General features: G+C 60.6%; 21 protein-coding genes and 2 tRNA genes. 16 read left to right on the top strand and 7 right to left on the bottom strand.

Translation table 11 applies throughout. The annotated features are described in order from the left end of the window. Positions 1 to 298 precede the first annotated feature (298 nt). The 4 genes from CAY82_RS01130 to CAY82_RS01110 all read left to right on the top strand — a co-directional run bounded on the left by CAY82_RS01130 (position 299) and on the right by CAY82_RS01110 (position 3130). Positions 299 to 838, top strand: a complete 540-nt coding sequence (locus CAY82_RS01130; RefSeq protein ID WP_087499577.1) for a type VI secretion system tube protein Hcp — start codon at positions 299 to 301, stop codon at positions 836 to 838. A gap of 8 nt (positions 839 to 846) precedes the next feature. Further along, positions 847 to 1821, top strand: coding sequence for a hypothetical protein (locus CAY82_RS01125; RefSeq protein WP_087499846.1), 975 nt, complete (start codon positions 847 to 849; stop codon positions 1819 to 1821). Then, positions 1818 to 2195 carry a hypothetical protein gene (locus CAY82_RS01120; RefSeq protein ID WP_256576199.1) on the top strand — a complete coding sequence of 126 codons (378 nt, stop codon included), beginning with the start codon at positions 1818 to 1820 and terminating at the stop codon, positions 2193 to 2195. The genes CAY82_RS01125 and CAY82_RS01120 overlap by 4 nt, the downstream gene beginning before the upstream one ends. Before the next feature lie 464 nt (positions 2196 to 2659). Further along, positions 2660 to 3130, top strand: a complete 471-nt coding sequence (locus tag CAY82_RS01110) for a DUF2867 domain-containing protein (protein ID WP_087499575.1) — start codon at positions 2660 to 2662, stop codon at positions 3128 to 3130. 75 nt (positions 3131 to 3205) lie between these two features. Here the strand turns inward: CAY82_RS01110 and CAY82_RS01105 are convergent, their stop codons facing one another. The 4 genes from CAY82_RS01105 to CAY82_RS01090 all read right to left on the bottom strand — a co-directional run bounded on the left by CAY82_RS01105 (position 3206) and on the right by CAY82_RS01090 (position 6358). Next, a complete protein-coding gene (locus tag CAY82_RS01105) occupies positions 3206 to 4771 on the bottom strand; it encodes an iron ABC transporter permease (RefSeq protein WP_087499574.1) in 1566 nt (521 codons plus the stop codon). After that, positions 4771 to 5784, bottom strand: coding sequence for an extracellular solute-binding protein (locus CAY82_RS01100; protein WP_087499573.1), 1014 nt, complete (start codon positions 5782 to 5784; stop codon positions 4771 to 4773). The genes CAY82_RS01105 and CAY82_RS01100 overlap by 1 nt, the downstream gene beginning before the upstream one ends. Before the next feature lie 312 nt (positions 5785 to 6096). Continuing rightward, positions 6097 to 6183, bottom strand: a tRNA-Leu gene (locus tag CAY82_RS01095). A gap of 88 nt (positions 6184 to 6271) precedes the next feature. After that, positions 6272 to 6358: transfer RNA gene (locus CAY82_RS01090), tRNA-Leu, on the bottom strand. A 271-nt stretch (positions 6359 to 6629) separates the two neighbouring features. On the opposite strand from CAY82_RS01090, the gene rnr reads away from it, so the two are divergent. From rnr to CAY82_RS01045, 9 genes are all read left to right on the top strand, one after another. Continuing rightward, a complete protein-coding gene (gene rnr / locus CAY82_RS01085) occupies positions 6630 to 9206 on the top strand; it encodes a ribonuclease R (RefSeq protein ID WP_087499572.1) in 2577 nt (858 codons plus the stop codon). Continuing rightward, positions 9203 to 9949: a 23S rRNA (guanosine(2251)-2'-O)-methyltransferase RlmB gene (rlmB, locus tag CAY82_RS01080; protein ID WP_003259007.1), complete on the top strand. Its 747-nt coding sequence runs from the start codon at positions 9203 to 9205 to the stop codon at positions 9947 to 9949. Before rnr ends, rlmB begins: the two co-directional genes overlap by 4 nt. 299 nt (positions 9950 to 10248) lie before the next feature. Continuing rightward, a complete protein-coding gene (gene rpsF, locus CAY82_RS01075; protein WP_013974420.1) occupies positions 10249 to 10674 on the top strand; it encodes a 30S ribosomal protein S6 in 426 nt (141 codons plus the stop codon). 28 nt (positions 10675 to 10702) lie between these two features. Continuing rightward, complete coding sequence (gene rpsR / locus CAY82_RS01070; RefSeq protein ID WP_003249563.1) at positions 10703 to 10933, top strand: 30S ribosomal protein S18; 231 nt, start codon at positions 10703 to 10705, stop codon at positions 10931 to 10933. Between the two features lie 33 nt (positions 10934 to 10966). Next, the gene (locus CAY82_RS01065) at positions 10967 to 11830 is read left to right on the top strand and encodes a hypothetical protein (protein WP_087499571.1); all 864 of its coding nucleotides are present in this window, start codon (positions 10967 to 10969) and stop codon (positions 11828 to 11830) included. Between the two features lie 20 nt (positions 11831 to 11850). Beyond that, entirely contained in the window at positions 11851 to 12297 is a 447-nt protein-coding gene (rplI, locus tag CAY82_RS01060) for a 50S ribosomal protein L9 (protein WP_003249568.1), read from the top strand. 113 nt (positions 12298 to 12410) lie between these two features. Further along, positions 12411 to 13808: a replicative DNA helicase gene (gene dnaB / locus CAY82_RS01055; RefSeq protein ID WP_087499844.1), complete on the top strand. Its 1398-nt coding sequence runs from the start codon at positions 12411 to 12413 to the stop codon at positions 13806 to 13808. Positions 13809 to 14538: 730 nt separating this feature from the next. Continuing rightward, positions 14539 to 14802 carry a DUF3077 domain-containing protein gene (locus tag CAY82_RS01050; protein WP_019473937.1) on the top strand — a complete coding sequence of 88 codons (264 nt, stop codon included), beginning with the start codon at positions 14539 to 14541 and terminating at the stop codon, positions 14800 to 14802. 471 nt (positions 14803 to 15273) lie between these two features. After that, on the top strand, positions 15274 to 17574 hold the full coding sequence (locus CAY82_RS01045) for a YgiQ family radical SAM protein (protein WP_087499570.1): 2301 nt from the start codon (positions 15274 to 15276) through the stop codon (positions 17572 to 17574). A gap of 135 nt (positions 17575 to 17709) precedes the next feature. Here CAY82_RS01045 and CAY82_RS01040 read toward each other — a convergent pair whose 3' ends face one another. After that, positions 17710 to 18297: a TIGR00730 family Rossman fold protein gene (locus tag CAY82_RS01040; RefSeq protein WP_043198102.1), complete on the bottom strand. Its 588-nt coding sequence runs from the start codon at positions 18295 to 18297 to the stop codon at positions 17710 to 17712. Positions 18298 to 18647: 350 nt separating this feature from the next. On the opposite strand from CAY82_RS01040, the gene azu reads away from it, so the two are divergent. Beyond that, on the top strand, positions 18648 to 19097 hold the full coding sequence (gene azu, locus CAY82_RS01035) for an azurin (RefSeq protein ID WP_087499569.1): 450 nt from the start codon (positions 18648 to 18650) through the stop codon (positions 19095 to 19097). A gap of 111 nt (positions 19098 to 19208) precedes the next feature. Here the strand turns inward: azu and nadE are convergent, their stop codons facing one another. Then, positions 19209 to 20036, bottom strand: coding sequence for an ammonia-dependent NAD(+) synthetase (gene nadE, locus CAY82_RS01030; RefSeq protein WP_087499568.1), 828 nt, complete (start codon positions 20034 to 20036; stop codon positions 19209 to 19211). Between the two features lie 3 nt (positions 20037 to 20039). After that, the gene (gene pncB, locus CAY82_RS01025; RefSeq protein ID WP_087499567.1) at positions 20040 to 21245 is read right to left on the bottom strand and encodes a nicotinate phosphoribosyltransferase; all 1206 of its coding nucleotides are present in this window, start codon (positions 21243 to 21245) and stop codon (positions 20040 to 20042) included. A 467-nt stretch (positions 21246 to 21712) separates the two neighbouring features. Here pncB and CAY82_RS01020 point away from each other — a divergent pair, with 467 nt between their 5' ends. Beyond that, entirely contained in the window at positions 21713 to 22849 is a 1137-nt protein-coding gene (locus CAY82_RS01020) for a branched-chain amino acid ABC transporter substrate-binding protein (RefSeq protein WP_087499566.1), read from the top strand. A gap of 157 nt (positions 22850 to 23006) precedes the next feature. Further along, complete coding sequence (locus tag CAY82_RS01015; RefSeq protein WP_013974411.1) at positions 23007 to 23921, top strand: branched-chain amino acid ABC transporter permease; 915 nt, start codon at positions 23007 to 23009, stop codon at positions 23919 to 23921. The last annotated feature ends 2 nt before the right edge of the window (positions 23922 to 23923 follow it).

The raw sequence follows: 23923 nt of genomic DNA, 5'->3' as shown, positions 1-23923 counted from the left end.
CTCGATTTGCGCACCGCCTCAGAACCCACGACAAGCACCTGGTAGCCCTCACCCCGAAATCTAAAAGTTTACGCGAACACGGGCGAAGCCCGTGCCACCGCAGTTTCTGATTCGCGGGCAAGCCCGCTTCTACACCGATCAAGCTGACTTCATCGGCAAATTTGTAGGCAGTTTCCCAAAGTAACCTTGTTTTCCCGCGTTCTATTGCCGCGCCAGGCGTGGGGAGCTAGTGTCAATCGCACCTGAAGGCACGTAGCGCAATCCGCCATTCACCTTCGGGAACAACCTCAAGGCGGCGATGTCCGAACACCGTCGTTATCAGCCCAATCATTACCAAGGAGAGGTAAGCACGGCTTTCGATGCTTATATTCAAATCGCGGAAATCACTGGCGAAGCACTGGACGCGCAGTACGCCAACTGGATCGAGATCATCGGCTACAAGTTCGGCGCCAACCAGAGCACCTCAGCTACTGCAAGCTCCGCAGGTGGCGCATCTTCCGGGCGTACCACGCTCACCAACTTCACGTTTACCAAGTATTTGGACAGCGCCAGCTGCAAGCTGCTCGAAGCCAGCTGTGCCGGCCAACACTTGAAGGAAGTGAAGCTAGTGGTGTGTCGCGCCGGTACTGAAAAGCTCAAGTACTACGAAGTCGTCCTTGAAGAAGTGATCATCGCTGACTACGCCCAAAGCGCCAGCGCAGGGGTTCCGGTGGAGGTCGTGCAGCTCAACTATGGCCGTATCAAAGCCACTTACACCCGTCAGAAGCGTCTCGACGGTAGTGCAGGCGGTAACGTTACTGGCGGCTGGGATCGCATCAACAACAAGAAATATGCGTGAGGTGCGACATGTCCGAGGCGCGCAGCTTTCTCAATCCCCAGGCGCAATCGTATGAGTCGCTGAAGGCCGGCACGCCCATGTCGGCCAATCAACTGGCCAAGTTTGATGTGTTGAATGCGCATATAGCCAATGGTGTAGTTGTAGGTGGGGAGCTGGTGATTGTTGGAGATCCCAGTACACCATCTTGTACGAGCCATGAAGCATATTTGATGGCGAAAGCAGCGGGAATTCACCATCAGCTTGAGATTAATGGTGCTGGGGTAGATGACTTCTTTCTGGATAACTACGAGATGTTGAAAAGCTTGCTCGCTCACACTTCTATGGGAGCAGGCATTGTGAGTGATGGCTGGAGCAGGCACCTCGAAGCGATCAAGAAGACGTTGGAAGAAATTGAGGTGTTACATCGGGAATATTTAAAAAACGGCACACTGAGAGCGCGTGACGAATTTTATGCCAAGAGAATGGCGTTGTTTATGAAGCTGGAAGAGCAGCTGAACAACATGGCTGCGTATGGTTCAGGCCTGCAAAATGAAGGCTCGATGAAGAGAGCGCTCGGGATATCTACCAAGAGCTACCTACATACAGGTGAGATTGCTGGATATGCCGAGAGGATTGCTGGAGTCACGAAAGCAGCAAATCTGATAAAGAAGGGTACCTATATTGGCTTGGGTCTCGACGTGGCTTCAACTGGGCTGAGTATCCATCATGCATGTACCTTTGGCCGCCCTGAAGACTGCAGAAAGGCCAGATATGTGGAGGCTGGAGCTCTGGTTGGTAGTACTGGGGGATCGATCGCTGGCGGGTCGATTGGTGGATTTTTTGGTGGGGTTGGATGCGTACTTTTTCTCGGTGTGACTACGGGCGGTCCGGGGGCTCTCGCGTGTACTGTCATTGGAGGCGCTATTGGTGGCGTCGCAGGCGGTTCGGCCGTGGGGGATATCGGTGAGATGTTTGGTGAGTTGTTGTATGAGGTGACGCAATGATTGGCTTCGATGCCCGGTGGTTCGGCCTTCCTTTGATGGTGGCCATGTTCATCGTTATATTTATATGGGTTTATGTTTCAATTCTATATGTGAACCGCATAGAGTCGTTGCTTTCTAATAGTCCAATGGTTTCTGGTAATAGAAAGACTTTTGGTCACGCTGGTTTGCTAGGTAAGGTGATGCGTACTGGTTCGGTGTCTGTGATGTTATCGATGAGGAATATTTGCATTCGGAGGGGCCTTTTGGATCTTCAGGATGTAAAGAGGTTTCCTGGTGGTTTGCGCCGTATGCTTGTTAGCTTGTGGTTTGTTCATGTCGTTATTTTTTTTGCGCTCATTGGTCTTTGGGGTTGGTTGAAATTGGTCGGCTATTAATTTGTCGTGATAGGCGAGTCTGCGCTGAACCATAGAATTAGTACAATTTGCGCGACACGCCTCGCGCGTATGTACAGTAGAGTTAGGAATCCCTAGTGAGTGGAACTGGGTGTTGGTTTGTGCTGTGTTGGGCAGGCGTGTAGGGGCTAGCGGCGCGTGGGCGGTGGAAACCATGCATGCCCAGGCTAAGCGCTCGGCCGAGGTGGCGATACAGGCCACCGCCAGCAGCAAGGCATGGATGACCTGGCCGCACAGTTGCGTGCCAGCCTGGGACAATTCAGAGCCTGATGCGGTCCCTGTAGGAGCGGTCTTGTGTCGCGACGGGCTGCAAGGCAGCCCCGGCAATTCCTGCGTTGGCACCGATACCCTGGGGCTGCTGTGCAGCCCATCGTGACACAAGGCCGCTCCTACAGGGAGGACGGTGTTGTTATGATGGCGGGCATACATGGCAAAAGGAGTTGTTCGTGTCCGTCCAACTGGTCGCTGCCGCCAGCGACTTGGATTTCCTGCATTGCGACAGCGCGCATGTCGCCTCGCCAATGACTGCTATCCAGGCCTACTGCGCCATGACCTCGGACGTCCCAGGCTGGCTGGCCCAGGCCTTCCGCCTGCGCGATTTCATCTCGCGCCGATTCAACGTTGCTGCTATCCACGGTTTCTCATCGCGCAACCCTGAGCGGGTCCCGGCAGTGGGTGACCTGTTGGATTTCTTCACCGTCGAGGCAATCAGCGACCGACAACTGGTTCTGACCTCGCGTGACACGCACCTGGCGGTAATGGTGAGCATGGATCTGAATGAGCAAAGAGATGGCCGGCAGCGTTTGAGCGTGACCACCTCGGTACAGTGTTTCAACCGCTTCGGCCGCCTCTACATGCTGCCAGTCGGCAGGGTCCATGGGCTGATCGTGCGCCGCATGCTGCGTAACATTGCCTGATCATCCCCCAAAGGTTACGGCACAGGCCGTGAGGCAGTGCCGTAACTGTGGGAGCGGGCAAGCCCGCGAAGAAGGTTACGCCTTGTTCAGATACATCCGCGTAGTCAGCAGATAAACCGGCAACCCCGAAACCACAATCAACAACGCCGCATAAGGCGCTGCCGCCGCGAACTCGACGTTGGCCGTATGCGCCCACACCTCTGTGGCCAGGGTGGTCATGCCGGTCGGGCTGAGCAGCAAGGTGGCAGTCAACTCCTTCATGGCGTCCAGGAACACCAGGGCAAAGGCTGCCGCCATGGCCGGGAAGATGATCGGCAGGGTCACCCGGCAGAACGCGGCAAAGCTGCTCGCGCCCAAGGTCCGTGCCGCTTCCTCCAGGGTAGGTGAAGCCTTGTTCAGTGCGGTGCGCACCGGCGACTGCGCCAGCGGCAGGAACAGCAGCGCATAGGCCAGCAGCAACAGTGCCGTGGTCTGGTACAGCGCCGGCACGTAATGCAGGGCGAAGAACACCAGGGTCAGGGCAATCACCAGGCCGGGCAGGGCGTGCAACAGGTATGGCAGGCGCTCGGCCCAAATTGCCAGGCGGCCCTTGTAGCGCACCACCAGGAAGCTGATAGGCAGGGCTAGCAACACGCAGAAACCGGCCCCCCCCAGCGACACCGACAATGAGGTGAACAGCGCCTTGGAAATGGCTGCCACAGGGAATGCCGCCGATGAACCCACGCTCAACCAGTAGCCGAGCATGGCCAGCGGAATACCGCTGCCCAATACCGCCAGGCCCACGCAGAACAGTTGCGCCAGCACTGCCCAGCCACGCAGCCGCACCGGTTGTGCTCGCCGCGCCACACCCTGGCCGATGCGCACATGGCGGGCCTTGCCACGTACCCGAAGTTCAAGCCACAGCATCACCAGGCACATCGCCAAGAGAACGGCGGACAGCATGGCCGCGTTGGCATTGCTGAACTCCAGTTCGAACTGCTGGTAGATCGCCGTGGTGAAGGTTTGCAGGCCGAGGATCGACAGCGCACCGAACTCCACCAGCATGTGCAGGGCAATCAGTAGTGCCCCGCCGAGCATCGAAGGCCACAGCAGCGGCAGGGTGACCTTGATGAGCACGCCCCAGCGGCTGCAACCCAGGGTGCGCGCCGACTCCTCCAGCGAGGTGTCGAGATTGCGCAGGGTCGCGGCCACTGGCAGGAACACCAGCGGGTACTTGGACAGGGCCATGACCATGATCGCCCCGCCCAGCCCTTCGAAGTCCGAGCTCAGCGACACCCAGGTGAAGCTGCTGACGAACGACGGTACGGCGAATGGCAGGCACAGCACCACGCCCCACAACCGGCGGCCGGCCAGGTTGCTGCGCTCCAGCAGCCAGGCCAGGGCCAGGCCGACCACCATGCAGATCAGCGTCACCCCGACCATAAGCATCAGGGTGTTGCGCATCAGCCCCCAGACAAACGGCCGCCACAGCAGGTGCAGGGCTTCACGCCAGCCAGCTTCCCAGGCTTTCATGGCAACGTACAGCAAAGGCAGCAAGCTCATCGCTACCAGGAACAGTACAGGCAGCACCACCCAGACGGAGGGGCGCTTGCGGCGCGGTACGAAGCGTACTGGCACCGGCTCGGACAGGGCGGCAGTCATCAGAGCAGGCCGACCTCGCGCTCAAGCTCGATCGCTTCCTCGGCATTGCCCAAGTCGGCAGGGGAGATCTTCGGTGGGCGCAGGTCTTCGAACGGCTTCAGGCCGCGGTCGGAGACCATGCCTTTGTGCAGCGGGTACTCGGCGGTGGTCTGGGTGATCACGCGCTGGCCTTCTTCGCTGGCCATCCAGTTGAGCAGGGCCTGGGCTTCTTTCGGGTGCTTGCTGGCCTTGACCACGGCTGCGCCGGAAATAGTGACCAGGTTGCCGGCATCGCCATCGGCCAGGTAGTAGAGCTTGGTGTCCAGCTTGCCGCGCTCGCGCTCCAGCGCATACCAGTAATAGTTGTTCACCAGTACCGCAGCCACTTCGCCCTTTTCCACTGCTTTGAGGGCGACCATGTTGTTGGTGTAGGTCTTGCCGAATGCCTTCAGGCCGGTCAGCCATTCTTCGGTGGCTTCTCGTCCATGCATCTTCAGGATAGCCACGGCCTGTTCCTGGAAGGCGCCGCTGGTGGGCACATAGCCGACGCGGCCTTCCCACTCGGGGTTGGCGAAGTCCATCACTGTGGTCGGCAAGTCTTTCTCGTCGACCTTCTTCGGGTTGAACACGACGATGCGCGTACGGGCGGTGATGCCCATCCAGGTGCCGTTGGCGCCAACATATTCCTTGGGCATCATGTTCGCGGTGGCGTCATCGATTTTCGCCAGTAGGCCCAGCTCGCCCAGGTTGTTCAGGGGAGGGGACTCTTCGGTATAGATGATATCGGCAGGCGAGCGGTCGCCTTCCTCGATGATCTGGCTGGCCAGCTGGTTGCTGCTGCCCTTGCGGATATTGATGTGAATACCGGTCTTGGCCTCGTAGGCCTGGGCGATGGCCTCGCCGATTTCCTTGTGCTGACCGTTGTACATGGTCAGGGTGACCGGTGCGTCTGCCATGGCGGCCGGAGCGCCGATGGCCAGGCTCAGCACGGCGGCGGCCAAGGTACGCATCAGCGGTTGCGGGCGGATCGTCATGCGGGTACTTCCTCGCTTACGGCTACATATTTGGAAACAATGGTAAACGAAATCGTTTCTCAAGTGGCCGGGTGAGGAGAAATTCATGGGGCAGACCAAGGTGTAACAGTCTGAAGGTGTGTTGGCTTTGCTGGCCTCTTCGCGGCTAAAGCCGCTTCCACAGGATCGCCACAGGTGAGGGGAGTGAAGTACCTGTGGGAGCGGCTTTAGCCGCGAAGAGGGCGGTGCAGGTTTGCACCTATGATCGAAAGAGGAGGGATACAAAAAACGCAGGCAAGAAAAAACCCACTAGCAAGCTAGTGGGTTTTTGTATGGTGCCCAGGAGAAGACTCGAACTTCCACGACCGTTAAGTCACTGATACCTGAAACCAGCGCGTCTACCAATTCCGCCACCTGGGCAAAGCTTTACATCATCTGATGAAGGCGACTATCGTTCGCTTTCACACAGTAGTAATAGATCCTTGGTCATCTATTACTTGAAAATATTTGGTGCCCAGGAGAAGACTCGAACTTCCACGGCCGTTAAGCCACTGATACCTGAAACCAGCGCGTCTACCAATTCCGCCACCTGGGCACACATTCGAGATTACTTGATGCTTTACAGCGCCGCTCATCTCTACTACAACTTCGGGGTTGTCCGTCGTTGTGGTGCGCACTATACGGACGCATCGGGAGGCTGTAAACCCCCTGATCGAAAAAAATTTCAAAAAATTCAACTTGTTGATTCCGCAGGCCTGTTCCTGCTCGCCGGAGACGCCGGTGGGGCTGTCCAAGGCTGACATTTCCGGTTTCAATACGCCTATGCCAGAATTCTTATCTATATACCCCAAGGTGAACCCCTTCTGATGGCCGATTGGCAATCCCTCGATCCCGAGGCCGCTCGCGAAGCGGAAAAATACGACAACCCCATTCCCAGCCGTGAGCTGATCCTGCAGCGCCTTGCCGACCGTGGTGAGCCGGCCGCACGCGAGGAACTGGCGGCCGAGTTCGGTCTGTACGACGAAGACCAGATCGAAGCCTTGCGCCGCCGCCTGCGTGCCATGGAGCGCGATGGCCAGCTTATCTATACCCGGCGCGGCACTTATGCCCCGGTAGACAAGCTGGACCTGATCTGCGGCCGCGTTTCCGGTCACCGTGACGGCTTCGGCTTCCTTATTCCGGACGATGGCAGCGAAGACCTGTTCCTCAGCCCGTCGCAGATGCGCCTGGTGTTCGACGGTGACCGCGGCCTGGCCCGCGTCTCTGGCGTCGATCGACGTGGCCGCCGCGAAGGCGTACTGGTCGAAATCATCTCCCGTGCCCACGAAAGCGTGGTCGGCCGTTACTTCGAAGAAGGCGGTATCGGCTACGTGACTCCGGACAACCCGAAGATCCAGCAGGAAGTGCTGGTGACCGCCGGGCGCAATGGCGGCGCCAAGATCGGCCAGTTCGTCGAGATCAAGATCACCCACTGGCCAACCCCGCGCTTCCAGCCGCAAGGCGATGTGGTCGAGGTTATCGGCAACTACATGGCGCCGGGCATGGAAATCGACGTTGCCCTGCGCAGCTACGATATCCCGCACGTCTGGCCCAAGGACGTGATCAAGGAGGCGCGCAAGTTCCGTTCCGAAGTCGAAGAGAAGGACAAGGAGAAGCGCGTCGACCTGCGCCACCTGCCGTTCGTCACCATCGACGGCGAGGACGCCCGCGACTTCGACGACGCTGTCTATTGCGAACCGCTGGGCAAGCTGCGCCTGTTCTCCGGTGGCTGGCGCCTTTATGTGGCCATCGCCGACGTGTCCAGCTACGTGCGCCTGGGCTCGGCCCTGGACGTCGAGGCCCAGCAGCGCGGCAACTCGGTATACTTCCCCGAGCGCGTGGTGCCGATGCTCCCCGAAGAGCTGTCCAACGGCCTGTGCTCGCTGAACCCGCATGTCGATCGCCTGGCCATGGTCTGCGAAATGACCATGAACAAAGCCGGCCAGATGGTCGACTACCAGTTCTACGAAGGCGTCATCCACTCTCACGCCCGCCTGACCTACAACAAGGTCAGCAGCATGCTCGAACACTCCCGCACCCGTGAGGGCAAGGCGCTGCGCGAGGAGTACAAGGCAGTCGTGCCGGACCTGAAGAACCTGTACAACCTGTACAAGGTGCTGGTGGCTGCCCGTCATACCCGCGGCGCGATCGACTTCGAGACCCAGGAAACCCGCATCATATTCGGTGACGAGCGCAAGATCGCGGAAATCCGCCCGACCGTGCGCAACGACGCCCACAAGCTGATCGAGGAATGCATGCTGGCGGCCAACGTGGCCACTGCCGAATTCCTGCAGAAGCATGGCGTGCCTTCACTGTACCGCGTGCACGACGGCCCGCCGCCGGAGCGCCTGGAAAAGCTGCGCGCCTTCCTGGGCGAACTGGGCCTGACCCTGCACAAGGGCAAGGACCCGTCGCCCAAGGACTACCAGGCACTGCTGGCGAGCATTGCCGGGCGCCCGGACTTCCACCTGATCCAGACCGTGATGCTGCGTTCGCTGAGCCAGGCGGTGTACAGCACCGACAACAACGGCCACTTCGGTCTGAACTACGAGGCGTACACCCACTTCACCTCGCCGATCCGCCGTTACCCGGACCTGCTGGTGCACCGCGCCATCCGCAGCATCATCCGTTCCAAGGTGGATACCCCGCACGTCAAGCGTGCCGGCGCCATGAGCATCCCCAAGGCACGCATCTACCCGTACGACGAGAACACCCTCGAGCAACTCGGCGAGCAGTGCTCGATGACCGAGCGCCGGGCCGATGAAGCCACCCGTGACGTGGTCAACTGGCTCAAGTGCGAGTTCATGAAGGACCGCGTGGGCGAGACCTTCCCGGGTGTGATCACTGCGGTGACCGGTTTCGGCCTGTTCGTCGAGCTGACCGACATCTACGTAGAAGGCCTGGTGCACGTCAGTGCGCTGCCGGGTGACTACTACCACTTCGACCCGGTGCATCACCGCCTGTCCGGCGAGCGTACCGGGCGCAGCTTCCGCCTGGGCGACACCATCGAAGTCAAGGTCATGCGTGTTGACCTCGACGAGCGCAAGATCGACTTCGAAGTGTCGGAGAAAACCCTCGCTGCGCCGATTGGCCGCAAACAGCGTGGCGCTGCGCCAGCCGCCGAGCAGTCCGCGCAGGCACCGGTCGAGGCCAAGGCTACGCCGAAACCACGCAGCCGCAAGAGCGAAACCGCCGAGGCATACTTCCCGAAAGATGCCGTGCAGCGTAACGCCGAGGTGCGCAAGAGCCGCGAAATGAAGAAGGCGCTGATGAGCGAGGCACGCAGTGGCGGCCATGCCAGCAGCAAGTCGGACAAGGGCGGCAAGTCGTCCGGCAAGCCGACCAAGCACCGTAAAGGCCCGCCGAAGTCCGGTGCGCCACGCAAGAGCAAGAGCAAGTCATGAGTCAGCTGGAAAAGATCTACGGTGTGCACGCCGTGCAGGCATTGCTGCAGCACCATCCGAAGCGGGTCAAGCAGATCTGGCTGTCGGAAGGACGTAGCGAGCCTCGCCTGCAGGCGCTGCTGGCACTGGCTGCGGAAAATCGCGTGGCAGTCGGCCAGGCCGAGCGCCGCGAGATGGATGCCTGGGTAGAGGGCGTGCACCAGGGGGTAGTAGCCGAGGTGAGCCCGAGCCAGGTCTGGGGCGAATTGATGCTCGAAGAGTTGCTCGAACGCACCGAAACACCACCACTGATTCTGGTGCTGGACGGTGTGACCGACCCGCATAACCTTGGCGCCTGCCTGCGTACCGCCGATGCCGCCGGTGCCACGGCAGTGGTGGTGCCCAAGGACAAGTCCGCGACCCTGACGCCGGTTGTGCGTAAGGTGGCCTGTGGCGCGGCTGAGGTGATCCCGCTGGTGGCCGTGACCAACCTGGCACGCACCCTGGAAAAACTGCAGCAACGTGGCCTGTGGGTGGTGGGTACCGCCGGCGAGGCCGAGCAGGAGATCTACCAGCAGGACCTGACCGGGCCGCTGGTGATGATCATGGGTGCGGAAGGCAAGGGCATGCGCCGGCTGACCCGCGAGCATTGCGATTTCCTGGTGAAGTTGCCGATGGGCGGTAGTGTCAGCAGCCTGAACGTGTCGGTGGCGACTGGCGTGTGCCTGTTCGAGGCTGTGCGTCAGCGTCAGGCCAAGCGCTGATCTTCGGCCTGTACCGGCCTCTTCGCGGGTAAACCCGCTCCCACAGGGATCGCACAAGGCCTAAGCCCTGTGGGGTACCTGTGGGTTTACCCGCGAAAGGGCAGGCAGTCTGTAATGTGTTTCAGGTTGTTCAAATATTCACCAATCACCTTGCTTGTGCGCCCCGCCTTCTCTACAATTGCGCCCCTTGCCGAGCTGGCAGGCGCTCATGTGCCTCCCCTCCGTGCAAGACATACAGTGTCATTCACTCCTTGTCTGACCAGATTTACTGGCAGACTACTAACCCGTAAGGAGCATTCATGCGTCATTACGAAATCATCTTCCTGGTTCACCCGGACCAGAGCGAACAAGTCGGCGGCATGGTTGAGCGTTACACCAAGCTGATCGAAGAAGATGGTGGCAAGATCCACCGCCTGGAAGACTGGGGCCGTCGTCAACTGGCCTACGCAATCAACAATGTTCACAAAGCTCACTACGTGATGCTGAACGTTGAGTGCACCGGCAAGGCCCTGGCCGAGCTGGAAGACAACTTCCGCTACAACGATGCCGTTATCCGTAACCTGGTCATCCGTCGCGACGAAGCCGTTACCGGCCAGTCCGAGATGCTGAAGGCTGAAGAAAACCGCAGCGAGCGCCGTGAGCGTCGTGAGCGTCCTGAGCATGCTGAATCCGCCGACGGCGACGACAGCAATGACAGCGACTCCAGCGATAACGCTGACGAGTAATCCACGGACCTTTAGAGGAGCCTATTAAATGGCACGTTTCTTCCGTCGTCGTAAATTCTGCCGCTTCACTGCTGAAGACGTGAAAGAGATCGACTTCAAAGATCTCAACACCCTGAAAGCTTACGTATCCGAAACCGGCAAGATCGTTCCAAGCCGTATCACCGGTACCAAAGCTCGTTATCAGCGTCAGCTGGCTACCGCTATCAAGCGCGCCCGCTTCCTGGCCCTGCTGCCCTACACCGACAGCCACGGCCGCTGAGACCGGGTCGTCGACAAGCAGTAAGGGATTAGCATGCGAGCGTTAGCAAGTTTCATCATGCGCGGTCGTGTGCAGGCCACCCTGGTGGTGGTCATCAGCGCGGTACTGCCGCTGCTGTTCTGGTTGAGTGCCGCTGCCGGCAGCCTTGTGCTGCTGCGGCGTGGGTTCAAGGATGCTACAACGGTCATCGCTGGCGGCCTGCTGGCCGGGCTGGCCGTGTGGGTCATGGGCGATCCCATCACCTTTCTGGTGATCGCGGGTTCCCTGGGCCTGGCTGCGTTGTTGCGCGCCGAGCATCCCTGGAGCCGGGTGTTGCTGGTCAGTGCCGTGTTCGCCGTGGCTTTCAGCCTCGTGCTCGATCTGGCGCTGGCGCAAACCTTCGATGTGCTGGCCAAGGCGTTTGCCGAAGCCATGCCGAAAATCGAGGGGCAACCTGTGCTCTCCGGTGAGCTGATCCGCCCTGTGCTGGTCGCTTCCACAGCAGTGACGGTGCAATTGTTCAGTGTGTTGGCCCTGGTGCTGGCGCGCTACTGGCAGGCAGCGTTGTACAACCCTGGAGGCTTCGGTCGCGAGTTTCGCGCCCTGAAGTTGCCGAAACAGGCCATGGCGGTCCTGGTGGCAGTGATGGTGGTGGCCCCGTTCATCGGGCCGCAGTTCATCGTCCTGGCATCGGCTTCGAGCCTGGTACTGGTGCTGGCCGGCATCGCCTTGATGCACGGGCTGGTGGCACAGGGCCGACTGGCCGGTTTCTGGCTGGTGGGGATGTACGTGACGCTGCCGCTGATCATGCAGCTGATTTATCCGTTGCTGGTGGTTTTGGCCATTGTCGACAGCCTGATTGATTTTCGCGGTCGCAAGTCCCCCAAGGGGAATGACTCCGCGAACGGTGAAGGTTAAAAGTTAAGAGGTTTTACCAAATGGAACTGATCCTGCTGGAAAAAGTCGCTAACCTGGGCAACCTGGGCGACAAAGTAAAGGTTAAGGCTGGTTACGGCCGTAACTTCCTGCTGCCATTCGGCAAGGCCACCGTTGCCAACGCCGCCAACCTGGCTGCGTTCGAAGAGCGTCGCGCCGAGCTGGAAAAAGCAGCTGCTGACAAGAAAGCTTCGGCTGAAAGCCGCGCTGCCCAACTGGCCGAGCTGGAAGTGACCATCACTGCCACCGCTGGCGACGAAGGCAAGCTGTTCGGCTCGATCGGCACCCACGACATCGCTGACGCCCTGACCGCCTCCGGCGTTGAAGTGGCCAAGGCTGAAGTTCGTCTGCCGAACGGCACCATCCGTCAGGTTGGCGAATACGACGTAGCCGTGCACCTGCACAGCGACGTTGAAGCCACCGTACGCGTGGTCGTCGTAGCTGCCTAAGCTGCGCTGACTGGCTGGCTCCTTGTGGGTCAGGCGGTTAACATCGGGCACGGTCCTGTTTTCGACAGGCCGTGCCCTTTGTCTTTTTCATCCTCCAGAATTCTTTCGTGGCCATGAACGAGATCACCACTTCCGAACAGCTTGACCTGCAAACCGCAGCCCTGAAGGTGCCGCCGCATTCCATCGAGGCCGAACAGGCCGTGCTCGGTGGCCTGATGCTGGACAACAACGCCTGGGAGCGGGTGCTGGACCAGGTATCGGATGGCGACTTCTACCGGCATGACCACCGCCTGATCTTCCGTGCCGTGCACAAGTTGGCCGACGCCAACCAGCCATTCGACGTGGTGACCCTGCACGAGCAGCTGGACAAGGAAGGCCTTTCTTCGCAAGTCGGTGGGTTGGCGTACCTGGCCGAGCTGGCCAAGAACACCCCGTCGGTAGCCAACATCAAGGCCTACGCCGCGATCATTCGCGAGCGCGCCACCCTGCGCCAGCTGATCAGCATCAGTACCGATATCGCCGACAACGCGTTCAACCCGCAAGGGCGCAACGCCGAAGAGATTCTCGACGACGCCGAGCGGCAGATCTTCCAGATCGCCGAGGCGCGGCCGAAGACCGGCGGCCCGGTAGGCGTCAACGAACTGTTGACCATGGCCATCGACCGCATCGACACGCTGTTCAACTCCGACAGCGACATCACCGGTGTATCCACCGGCTTTACCGACCTGGACGAGAAGACCAGCGGCCTGCAGCCGGCCGACCTGATCATCGTCGCCGGCCGACCGTCGATGGGCAAGACCACCTTCGCCATGAACCTGGTGGAAAACGCCGTACTGCGTACCGACAAGGCGGTGCTGGTGTTCTCCCTCGAGATGCCAGGTGAATCGCTGATCATGCGTATGCTCTCGTCCCTGGGCCGTATCGACCAGACCAAGGTGCGTTCCGGCCAGCTGGACGACGACGACTGGCCGCGCCTGACCTCGGCGGTGAACCTGCTCAACGACCGCAAGCTGTTCATCGACGATACCGCCGGCATCAGCCCCTCGGAAATGCGCGCGCGTACCCGCCGCCTGGCCCGTGAGCACGGCGAAATCGCCCTGATCATGGTCGACTACCTGCAGCTGATGCAGATACCGGGTTCGGCCGGTGACAACCGGACCAACGAAATTTCCGAGATCTCCCGCTCGCTCAAGGCCCTGGCCAAGGAATTCAACTGCCCGGTCATCGCCCTGTCGCAGCTGAACCGCTCCCTGGAACAGCGCCCGAACAAACGCCCTGTGAACTCCGACTTGCGTGAATCCGGTGCGATCGAGCAGGACGCCGACGTGATCATGTTCGTGTACCGCGACGAGGTGTACCACCCCGAGACCGAGCACAAGGGCGTGGCGGAAATCATCATCGGTAAACAGCGTAACGGCCCCATCGGCTTCGTGCGCCTGGCCTTCATCGGCAAGTACACCCGCTTCGAGAACCTTGCTCCGGGGATGTACAACTTCGATGATGATGAATAACTCATTGAGCTAGCAGGGACCCCTGTAGGAGCGGCCTTGCGTCGCGATGGGCTGCGCAGCAGCCCCAGGATTTCAGCGCAGATGCAAAAAGTGTTGGGGCTGCTGCGCAGCCCATCGCGACGCAAGGCCGCTCCTACAAGGCCTGTGCTTGCCTATTTCTCCAAGCAATAATCAGTTTTTTCCCGTTGCGCGTAGGCCATTTCTGAAATAGCTTCCAACCGCCTTTGCGCCATTGCGGTGGTTTTCTGGGCGGCCTAGTCTGGCTCTGTCGTTGCCAAAGCAGCGACCGGGCCTGCAAGCCCGCAGACGATTACTATCGCTATCCGGATTGCTGCCAGTCGGCAATTTCGGTCAATGGTGGCTGCGTACGGGAGATCCTCGGATCTGCCGGTTTTATCGTCTGTCCGGTCTTGCAGACCCGTACGTAGCCGCCACCCATCAAATGCAAGTGATGTCGTGGCGGTCCTTTCGGAATCAGACGAGATTACGCCATGCTCAAGATTGTCCCCGATCCACCCCGCGATCCCCCTTTTCTTGAAGACAACCCGATGCAGGGGCAGATGCCTGCTGTAAGGCATCAGTGATATTTCGCCTGGATGGGTCCTTTCGCGGGTATGCCCGCTCCCACAGGTTGAGGTGCAAGTAGCGAAATTTGTGGTGACCTTGTGGGAGCGGGCGTGCCCGCGAAGAGGCCCGGCCAGGCAGTCGAGAACTTCCAGGGGATTGAACAATGACAACAGAAGACACCCAGTTCACTGTCGGCAAGACCACCTTCTATCAGGGCGAGAATGGCACCCACCCGCTGTTCCGCATCGAGCCGGGCATCCCGTGCAGGGACGCCCGTGAGCAGTCGTCGGAGTTGATGGGCTATGTCCGCGAATTGACCATCACCGGCCTGATGGATGAGAAACCGATGATGATCTGGGCTGCTCACTACCTGAGTGCGATGGCCAAGGCGCTGATGGATGATGCTGAGTTGGGCATGAAGCAGTGAGGGCTTGGCTTCAGGTTGCATGAAGGCCGCGAGGTGTTCGCCGCAGCAGTTTCAGCGCCTGTGAGATCGAGCGCCGCCCGCGCGGCGCTTCGCGGGGCAAGCCCGCTCCCACATTTGTTGCAACGTGCCAAACCTGTCAGGCCATGGTTGCCCGCTTTGTTGGTTTGACGATATCTCCATGTTGGCGCGGCTGCCGCCCCCGCATTTCGTCACTCATGCGCCAAGACTGACAACCATGGCCTCACAGGCATGGCCACGTTGCAACAAATGTGGGAGCGGGCTTGCCCCGCGAAGCGCCGCGCGGGCGGCGCTCGATTTGCGCACCACCGCAAACCCAAAGCCAGGCACTTGGCGACCCACCCCCAACCGTCGCTCACCCCACCAATCCCCACGAATCCAGTCGGATTTGGTCAAAATTTGTGCTATATTCCGCGCCCGCGATTTCCCTGCACACCAGAACCGGTCACTGACATGCAAGCAGCCAAACCACTCTACGACTATCCCAAGTACTGGGCCGAATGCTTCGGGCCAGCACCTTTCCTGCCGATGAGCAGGGAGGAAATGGATCTGCTCGGCTGGGATTCCTGCGACATCATCATCGTGACCGGTGATGCCTACGTCGACCATCCGTCGTTCGGCATGGCCATCATCGGCCGTCTGCTGGAGGCCCAGGGCTTCCGCGTGGGCATCATCGCCCAGCCGAACTGGCAGTCGAAAGACGACTTCATGAAGCTCGGCGAACCGAACCTGTTCTTCGGCGTGGCCGCAGGCAACATGGACTCGATGATCAACCGCTACACCGCGGACAAGAAGATCCGGTCCGACGATGCCTACACCCCAGGTGGCCTGGCCGGCAAGCGTCCGGACCGTGCCAGCCTGGTGTACAGCCAGCGCTGCAAGGAAGCCTACAAGCATGTGCCGATCGTACTGGGCGGCATCGAGGCCTCGCTGCGCCGCATCGCCCACTACGACTACTGGCAGGACAAGGTCCGCCACTCGATCCTGATCGACGCCAGCGCCGACATCCTGCTGTTCGGCAACGCCGAGCGCGCAGTGGTCGAGGTGGCCCAGCGTCTGTCCAATGGCGAGAAGATCGAGACTATCACTGACGTGCGCGGTACCGCCTTCGTACGTCGCGATACTCCCGAGGGTTGGTACGAGATCGACTCCACCCGCATTGACCGCCCAGGCCGCGTGGACAAGATCATCAACCCTTACGTGAACACCCAGGACACCCAGGCCTGTGCCATCGAGCAGGCCAAGGGCGAGGTGGAAGACCCGAACGAGGCCAAGGTCGTACAGATTCTCGACAGCCCGCGCATGACCCGCGACAAGTCGGTAATCCGCCTGCCATCGTTCGAAAAGGTGCGTAACGACCCGGTGCTATACGCCCACGCCAACCGTGTGTTGCACCTGGAGACCAACCCGGGCAACGCTCGTGCCCTGGTGCAGAAGCACGGCGAGGTGGATGTGTGGTTCAACCCGCCACCCATCCCCATGACCACCGAGGAAATGGACTACGTCTTCGGCATGCCTTACGCCCGTGTGCCGCACCCCGCCTATGGCAAGGAGCGTATCCCGGCCTACGAGATGATCCGATTCTCGGTGAACATCATGCGTGGCTGCTTCGGTGGCTGCACCTTCTGCTCGATCACCGAGCACGAAGGCCGCATCATCCAGAACCGTTCGCATGAGTCGATCCTGCACGAAATCGAAGAGATGCGTGACAAGGTGCCGGGCTTCACCGGCGTGGTCTCCGACCTTGGCGGCCCCACTGCCAACATGTACCGCATTGCCTGCAAGAGCCATGACATCGAGAAGCACTGCCGCAAGCCGTCGTGTGTGTTCCCGGGCATCTGCGAAAACCTCAATACCGACCACAGCTCGCTGATCGAACTGTACCGCAAGGCGCGTGCCTTGCCGGGTGTGAAGAAGATCCTGATCGCCTCGGGTCTGCGCTACGACCTCGCGGTGGAATCGCCGGAGTACGTCAAGGAACTGGTCACCCACCACGTCGGCGGTTACCTGAAGATTGCCCCGGAGCACACCGAGCGTGGCCCGCTGGACAAGATGATGAAGCCGGGCATCGGCACCTACGACCGCTTCAAGCGCATGTTCGAGAAGTTCTCGAAAGAGGCGGGCAAGGAGCAGTACCTGATCCCGTACTTCATCGCCGCGCACCCGGGCACCACCGACGAAGACATGATGAACCTGGCCCTGTGGCTGAAGGGTAATGGCTTCCGTGCCGACCAGGTGCAGGCGTTCTACCCGTCGCCGATGGCCTCGGCAACGGCCATGTACCACTCGGGCAAGAACCCGCTGCGCAAGGTGACCTACAAGAGCGAAGGGGTGGAGATCGTCAAGAGCGAGGAGCAGCGCCGCCTGCACAAGGCGTTCCTGCGTTACCACGACCCGAAGGGCTGGCCGATGTTGCGTGAAGCGCTGCAGCGCATGGGCCGCGCCGACCTGATCGGGCCGGGCAAGCACCAGCTGATCCCGCTGCACCAGCCGCAAACCGATAGCTACCAGAGTGCGCGCCGCAAGAACTCGACCCCGGCGGGTAGCCACAAGGTGGGCAAGGACCAGAAGATCCTTACCCAGCACACCGGCCTGCCGCCGCGTGGCAGCGATGGCAGCAAGCCGTGGGACAAGCGTGAAAAGGCCAAGGCCGAAGCGTTTGCGCGTAACCAGCAGGCGGCCAAGGAGCGCAAGGAAGCAGCCAAGGGTGGCAAGGGCAACAAGAAGCCGCGCCAGCCAGTCATTCCGCGCTAACTGATCCATATTGGGACCGCTTTGCGGTCCTTTCGCGACACAAGGCCGCTCCCACATTGATCGGCGTACGCAGTGCTTTTGTGGGAGCGGCCTTGTGTCGCGAAAGGGTTGCAGAGCAGCCCCAAAATCTGGAAATCAATCGGGCTTCTTGTCGACCCACTTCGGCGCCACCGGGGCGACGAAGTTGTCCATGCCATCCAGCAACTCATCCGGCTGCTGCCCCAGTAGCAACATCGCCCGATGCTGTGGCCGCACGAAGCCTTCTTCGACGATATGGTCGAGGAACCCGCCCAGCTTCTCGTAGAAGCCATTCACATCGAGCAGCCCCAGTGGCTTGGCGTGATAGCCCAATTGCCCCCAGGTCCACACCTCGAACAATTCCTCCAGCGTACCCAGCCCACCCGGCAGGGCGATGAAGGCATCGCTCAGCTCGGCCATGCGAGCCTTGCGCGCGTGCATGCCATCGACCACTTCCAGGCGGCTCAGGCCTTTGTGGCCGATTTCGGCATTCATCAGGCTTTCGGGGATGATCCCGATCACTTCACCACCGGCCGCCATGGCCGCGTCGGCGACGGTACCCATCAGGCCGACCGCGCCACCGCCATAGACCAGGGTCAGGCCGCGACGGGCAATCGCCTGGCCCAGCGCGATGGCCGCTTCACGGTAGGCAGGGTTGGCGCCAATGCTGGCGCCGCAGAATACACAAACGGAACGTACGGGCATTGCTCATCTCCTGTCACTCAGGCTGACAGGGTACGGCCCAGGCCCTGCAGTTCCAAGGCAGGTTTCACTCCGGACGGGAGAATTCGCAGATGGCGCCAGTCGCTCCATGAGCGTAGGCCGCCAGCAGGCTGTTCATCAGGCTACCCAGGGTCATTTCGTATTGCTCCTAAATGAGAGGTTGTCCCATCCTCCAATAAAAGGGCATGATGTGCCCTTGAATTGGTTGTATACAATCGATTGAACAATTCTACTGGCTGGCCGCTTGACACCCCCCTTGACCCATATCAGCAAGGGGCTGAACGGTTTCAGGCAGTCTCGCAATTGATAAAACCCTGCCAAGGAGATTCATGATGTTTGCGAAAGCTGTAGCGGTATCCCTGCTGACCCTCGCCAGCGCCTCTGTCTTCGCAGCCGAGTGCTCGGTGACTGTCGACTCCACCGACCAGATGTCCTTCAACACCAAGGAAATCAGCGTCGACAAGAGCTGCAAGGAATTCACCGTCAAACTGACCCACTCCGGCAACCTGCCGAAGAACGTCATGGGCCATAACCTGGTGATCAGCAAGACCGCCGACATGCAGGGTATTGCCACCGAAGGCATGAGCCAGGGTCTGGACAAGGACTACATCAAGGCTGACAACGCCGCGATCATCGCTCACACCAAGATGATCGGCGCGCCGGAGAAAGAAACTGAAGTGAAGTTCGACACTTCCAAGCTGGAAGCTGGTGGCGACTACAGCTTCTTCTGCACCTTCCCGGGCCACATCTCGATGATGAAGGGCAAGGTCGTCGTCAAGTAATCAAAGGCTGACGGTGAACCCTGTGGGAGCGGGTTCACCCGCGAATGCGTCGGTGGCTTCACCATCGTATTCGCGGGTGAACCCGCTCCCACAGGTCCTTCTATAGCCTTATCAAGGGGCGAACGGCAGTTCGCGCTTGTGCTGGGTCTTGCGGTAGGTGGCGACGATGATGTCGAACGCTGCCTGGTCAACCGGCTGCCCATGCAGGAAGGCATCGATCTGCTGGTAGGTCACGCCATGGGACGCTTCGTCCGGCTTGCCCGGCGCCAGGTCTTCCAGGTCCGCAGTCGGCACCTTCTCCACCAGTGACTCCGGCGCTCCGAAGCTGCGTGCAATCGCCCGTACCTGGTTCTTCACTAGCCCGCTCAGCGGCGCCAGGTCGCAGGCGCCATCGCCAAACTTGGTAAAGAAGCCCATCACCGCCTCGGCGGCGTGGTCGGTACCGATCACCAGGCCCGCGCGGGCACCGGCGATGGTGTACTGGGCGACCATGCGCGTGCGTGCCTTGACGTTGCCCACGACAAAGTCCACCAGCGTCGGCGAGCCGTTCTTCAGCTCCACGACCTCAGATGCCAGCGCCTTCACCGCCGGTGCGATATCGACGGTGTGCACTTCATCGGCCTTGATCACGTCCAGGCATGCCTGGGCATCATGTTCATCGTGCTGCACGTGATAGGGCAGGCGCACCGCGATGAAGGTGTAGGCCTTGTCGCCGGTCTCTGCGCGCAGCTCGTTGATGGCGCGCTGGGCGAGCAGGGCGGCGGTCAGCGAGTCGACGCCGCCGCTGATGCCCAGCACCAGGGTCTTGAGCCGGGCGTTGGCCAGGCAATCCTTGATGAACGCCACACGCCGGACGACTTCGGCCTCGAGCGCGGTGGCGTCGGCGAACGGCGGCTGTACCTTCAACGCCTGGGCAATCTCTTGCTGAACCGCTTGCATGGGTTACTCCTTGCTGGGGATTTTGAATACATGGCGCATGTAGGCGACGAAGTTCTCGTCGCGGCACTGGGTCTTGGCGGCCTCGTCCGAGATCTTCGCCACCGGCGCGCCATTGCAATCGGTCATTTTAAGCACGATGCTCATCGGGGCCACACCCGGGATGTCACAGGTCAGGTTGGTGCCGATGCCAAAGCTGACGTTGATGCGACCGCGCAGGGCACGGAAGATTTCCAGCGAGCGGGTCAGGTTGAGGCCGTCGGAAAACACCAGGGTCTTGGTCATCGGGTCGATACCCAGTTTCTGGTAATGGGCAATGGCCTTTTCCGCCCAGGCCACCGGCTCGCCCGAGTCGTGGCGCAGGCCGTCGAACAGCTTGGCGAAGTACAGGTCGAAATCGCCGAGGAAGGCATCCATGGTGATGCAGTCGGTCAGGGCGATGCCGAGCAGGCCGCGGTACTCGCGCACCCAGCAGTCCAGCGCGGCGATCTGGCTGTCGATCAGTCGCGGGCCGAGTTGCTGGTGGGCCATGATCCATTCATGGGCCATGGTGCCCAGCGGCTTTACATCCAGTTTCCATGCCAGATCGACGTTGCTGGTGCCGACGAAGCGGCCCGGGAAGTCGTCGCGTAGCACGCGCACCACTTCTTCCTGCACGCGGCTGGAAAAGCGCCGACGGGTGCCGAAGTCGGCCACCTGCAGTTCGGCCAGTTCATCGTCGCTGGCATGCGCGCGCAGCCAGTCGAACTTACGGTACAGCTGGTCGCGGGCCTCGGCCAGGCGCATGCGCGGGTGTAGCTGGCGGTTGCGCACTTCGCTGATGATCGCCAGCAGCGGCACTTCGAACAGGATCACATGCAGCCACGGACCTTTCAGGCGCAGGAACAGCTGGTCGTTTTCTATCCCCAGGCGCACGTAGCGCAGGTTGAAGCGGAACAGGCGCAGAAAGCGCAGGAAGTCAGGCTTGAGGAAGCTGATGCGTTCGAGGAAGGGCAGCTGGCTGTCATCCAGGGTAAGGTCGCTGAGCAGCTCGAGCTGGTCGCGGATCTCGCCGAGGTAGGGGCGCAGGTCCTCGCCGTTGCGGCAGCGGAATTCCCATTCGACGTCGGCGTCCGGGTAGTTGTGCAGCACGCCCTGCATCATGGTGAGTTTGTAGAAGTCGGTGTCGAGCAGGTTGTGCACGATGCGCTCGGCGAATGCGCTTTCGCTCATCAAGGGGGCTCCGGAAGCGGCGAATGGCGGACATTGTGCCAGCCTTTTCGGCCTTGTTGTGTCTGGGCTGGCTTCTTCGCGGGTGAACCCGCTCCCACAGGGCCGCGTATCGGCCAAAACCGGGTGTTTTTTCGTGCACCAGCTGGCCTTGAAACGGTGCCGCCTGTAGCAGTCGCGCACCAGCGGTGTGCAGTTCGGTGACGTCCGCTGTTACAGGGCGGTTGCACGTAAACACTTGTCACGGTTGCAATGATGGCACTCGGCGGTTGCCCCTTGTCTGTACGTGTGGTGGCGCCCGCCGCGTGGCAGACGGTTGCACGCTCAATAAAGAAAAGGCCGTCGGTCGCCTGGTGGCAACCTGCACAGTGTGTTTTCCCGGAAGACAAAACCTATGGCACGGCCCTTGCTCAGAGCACAGGGCTGAGAAGTTGTAGTGCCAACCAAAAAAACTCTAGGAGCACCACCTCATGTCGCAGACGTTTTACAAGAAAGGTTTCCTGGCTCTGGCCGTAGCTACGGCACTGGGTGTTTCTTCGTATGTTCAGGCCGACGTCAAGATCGGTGTAGCGGGCCCGATGACCGGGGCTAACGCAGCGTTTGGCGAGCAGTACATGAAAGGTGCACAGGCAGCGGCCGACAAGATCAACGCCGCCGGTGGCGTGAATGGGGAGAAAATCGTCCTGGTCAAGGGCGATGACGCCTGCGAGCCGAAGCAGGCCGTGGCCGTGGCCAACCGCCTGGTCGACCAGGACAAGGTGATCGGCGTGGTCGGCCACTTCTGTTCCTCCAACACCATCCCGGCCTCCGAGGTGTATGACGAGGCTGGCGTCATCGCCATCACCCCGGGCTCCACCAACCCGCAGGTCACCGAGCGCGGCCTGGGCGCCATGTTCCGCATGTGCGGCCGTGATGACCAGCAGGGCATCGTCGCTGGCGACTACATCGTCGATGTGCTCAAGGGCAAGAAAGTCGCGGTGCTGCACGACAAGGACACCTACGGCCAAGGCCTGGCCGACGCGACCAAGGCACAGCTGGAAAAGCGCGGCGTCAAGCCGGTGTTGTACGAAGGCCTGACCCGTGGCGAGAAGGACTTCAGCGCCGTGGTCACCAAGATCCGTTCCACCGGTGCTGATGTGGTGTACTTCGGCGGCCTGCACCCGGAAGCCGGCCCGCTGGTACGCCAGCTGCGCGAGCAGGGTCTGAAGGACGTCAAGTTCATGTCCGATGACGGCATCGTCACCGACGAACTGGTGGCCACCGCCGGTGGTGCTCAGTACGTCGATGGCGTGTACATGACCTTCGGTGCCGACCCTCGCCTGCTGCCGGATAGCAAGGCGGTGGTGGAGGAGTTCCGCAAGGCCGGTACCGAACCTGAAGGCTATACCCTGTATGCCTACGCCTCGCTGCAGGCGCTGGCTGCCGCGTTCAACGGCGCCAAGTCGAACAAGGGCGAAGACGCTGCCGAGTGGCTCAAGGCCAATCCGGTGCAGACCGTCATGGGCGAGAAAAAGTGGGACAAGAAGGGTGACCTGACCGTCTCGGACTATGTGGTCTACCAGTGGGATGCCCAAGGCAAGTACCACCAGCTGGAAAAACAAAAATAACAACGGCCCACGGCCCGGGTGCGCTTGCCCCCGGGCCAAAGCCCCGCGGTACCTGTCTTTATCCGTAGATCTGCACAGTTCTGCGCTGCGAGGGCCGCCTTGTCCCAGGCCCGCCGTGGTCGGCGCTCGTGCAATCTCAATCAGGTGAGATTGCGTTATGGATGGTATTTTCCTGCAGCAACTGGTCAACGGCCTGACCCTCGGGTCGGTCTATGGCCTGATCGCCATCGGCTACACAATGGTCTATGGCATCATCGGCATGATCAACTTCGCGCACGGCGAGGTGTATATGATCTCCGCGTACCTCGCGGCGATCAGCCTGGCATTGCTGGCTTACTTCGGTATCGAGTCGTTCCCCCTTTTGATGCTGGGCACCCTGTTGTTCACCATCGTCGTCACCGGCGTGTACGGCTTTACCATCGAGCGCATCGCCTACAAACCCCTGCGTAACTCCACCCGCCTGGCACCGCTGATCAGTGCCATCGGCATCTCGCTGATCCTGCAGAACTACGCGCAGATCAGCCAGGGCGCCCGCCAGCAAGGCGTGCCAACCCTGCTGGAAGGTGCCTGGCGTGTAGAAGTGGGCACTGGTTTCGTGCAACTGACCTACACCAAGATCTTCATCCTGGTGGCGGCCTTTGTCGGCATGGGCCTGCTTACCTACGTGATCAAGTACACCAAGCTCGGCCGCATGTGCCGTGCCACCCAGCAAGACCGCAAGATGGCCTCGATCCTGGGTATCAACACCGACCGGGTGATCTCCTACGTGTTCGTCATCGGTGCGGTGATGGCCGCCCTGGCCGGCGTGCTGATCACCATGAACTACGGCACCTTCGACTTCTACGCCGGCTTCATCATCGGCATCAAGGCGTTCACTGCCGCGGTGCTCGGCGGTATTGGCTCGCTGCCTGGCGCCATGCTCGGAGGGATCATTCTGGGCATTTCCGAGTCGCTGTTCTCTGGCCTGATCAACTCCGACTACAAGGACGTGTTCAGCTTCTCGCTGCTGGTGATGATCCTTATCTTCCGCCCACAAGGCCTGCTGGGGCGCCCGCTCGTGGCTAAGGTGTGAAC

Origin of the sequence: Pseudomonas sp. SID14000, assembly GCF_002165135.1 — a bacterium.
Classification (GTDB): Bacteria; Pseudomonadota; Gammaproteobacteria; order Pseudomonadales; family Pseudomonadaceae; genus Aquipseudomonas.
The sequence above is the reverse complement of the archived record's forward strand: the minus strand, read 5'-3'. Positions and strand labels throughout refer to the sequence as shown.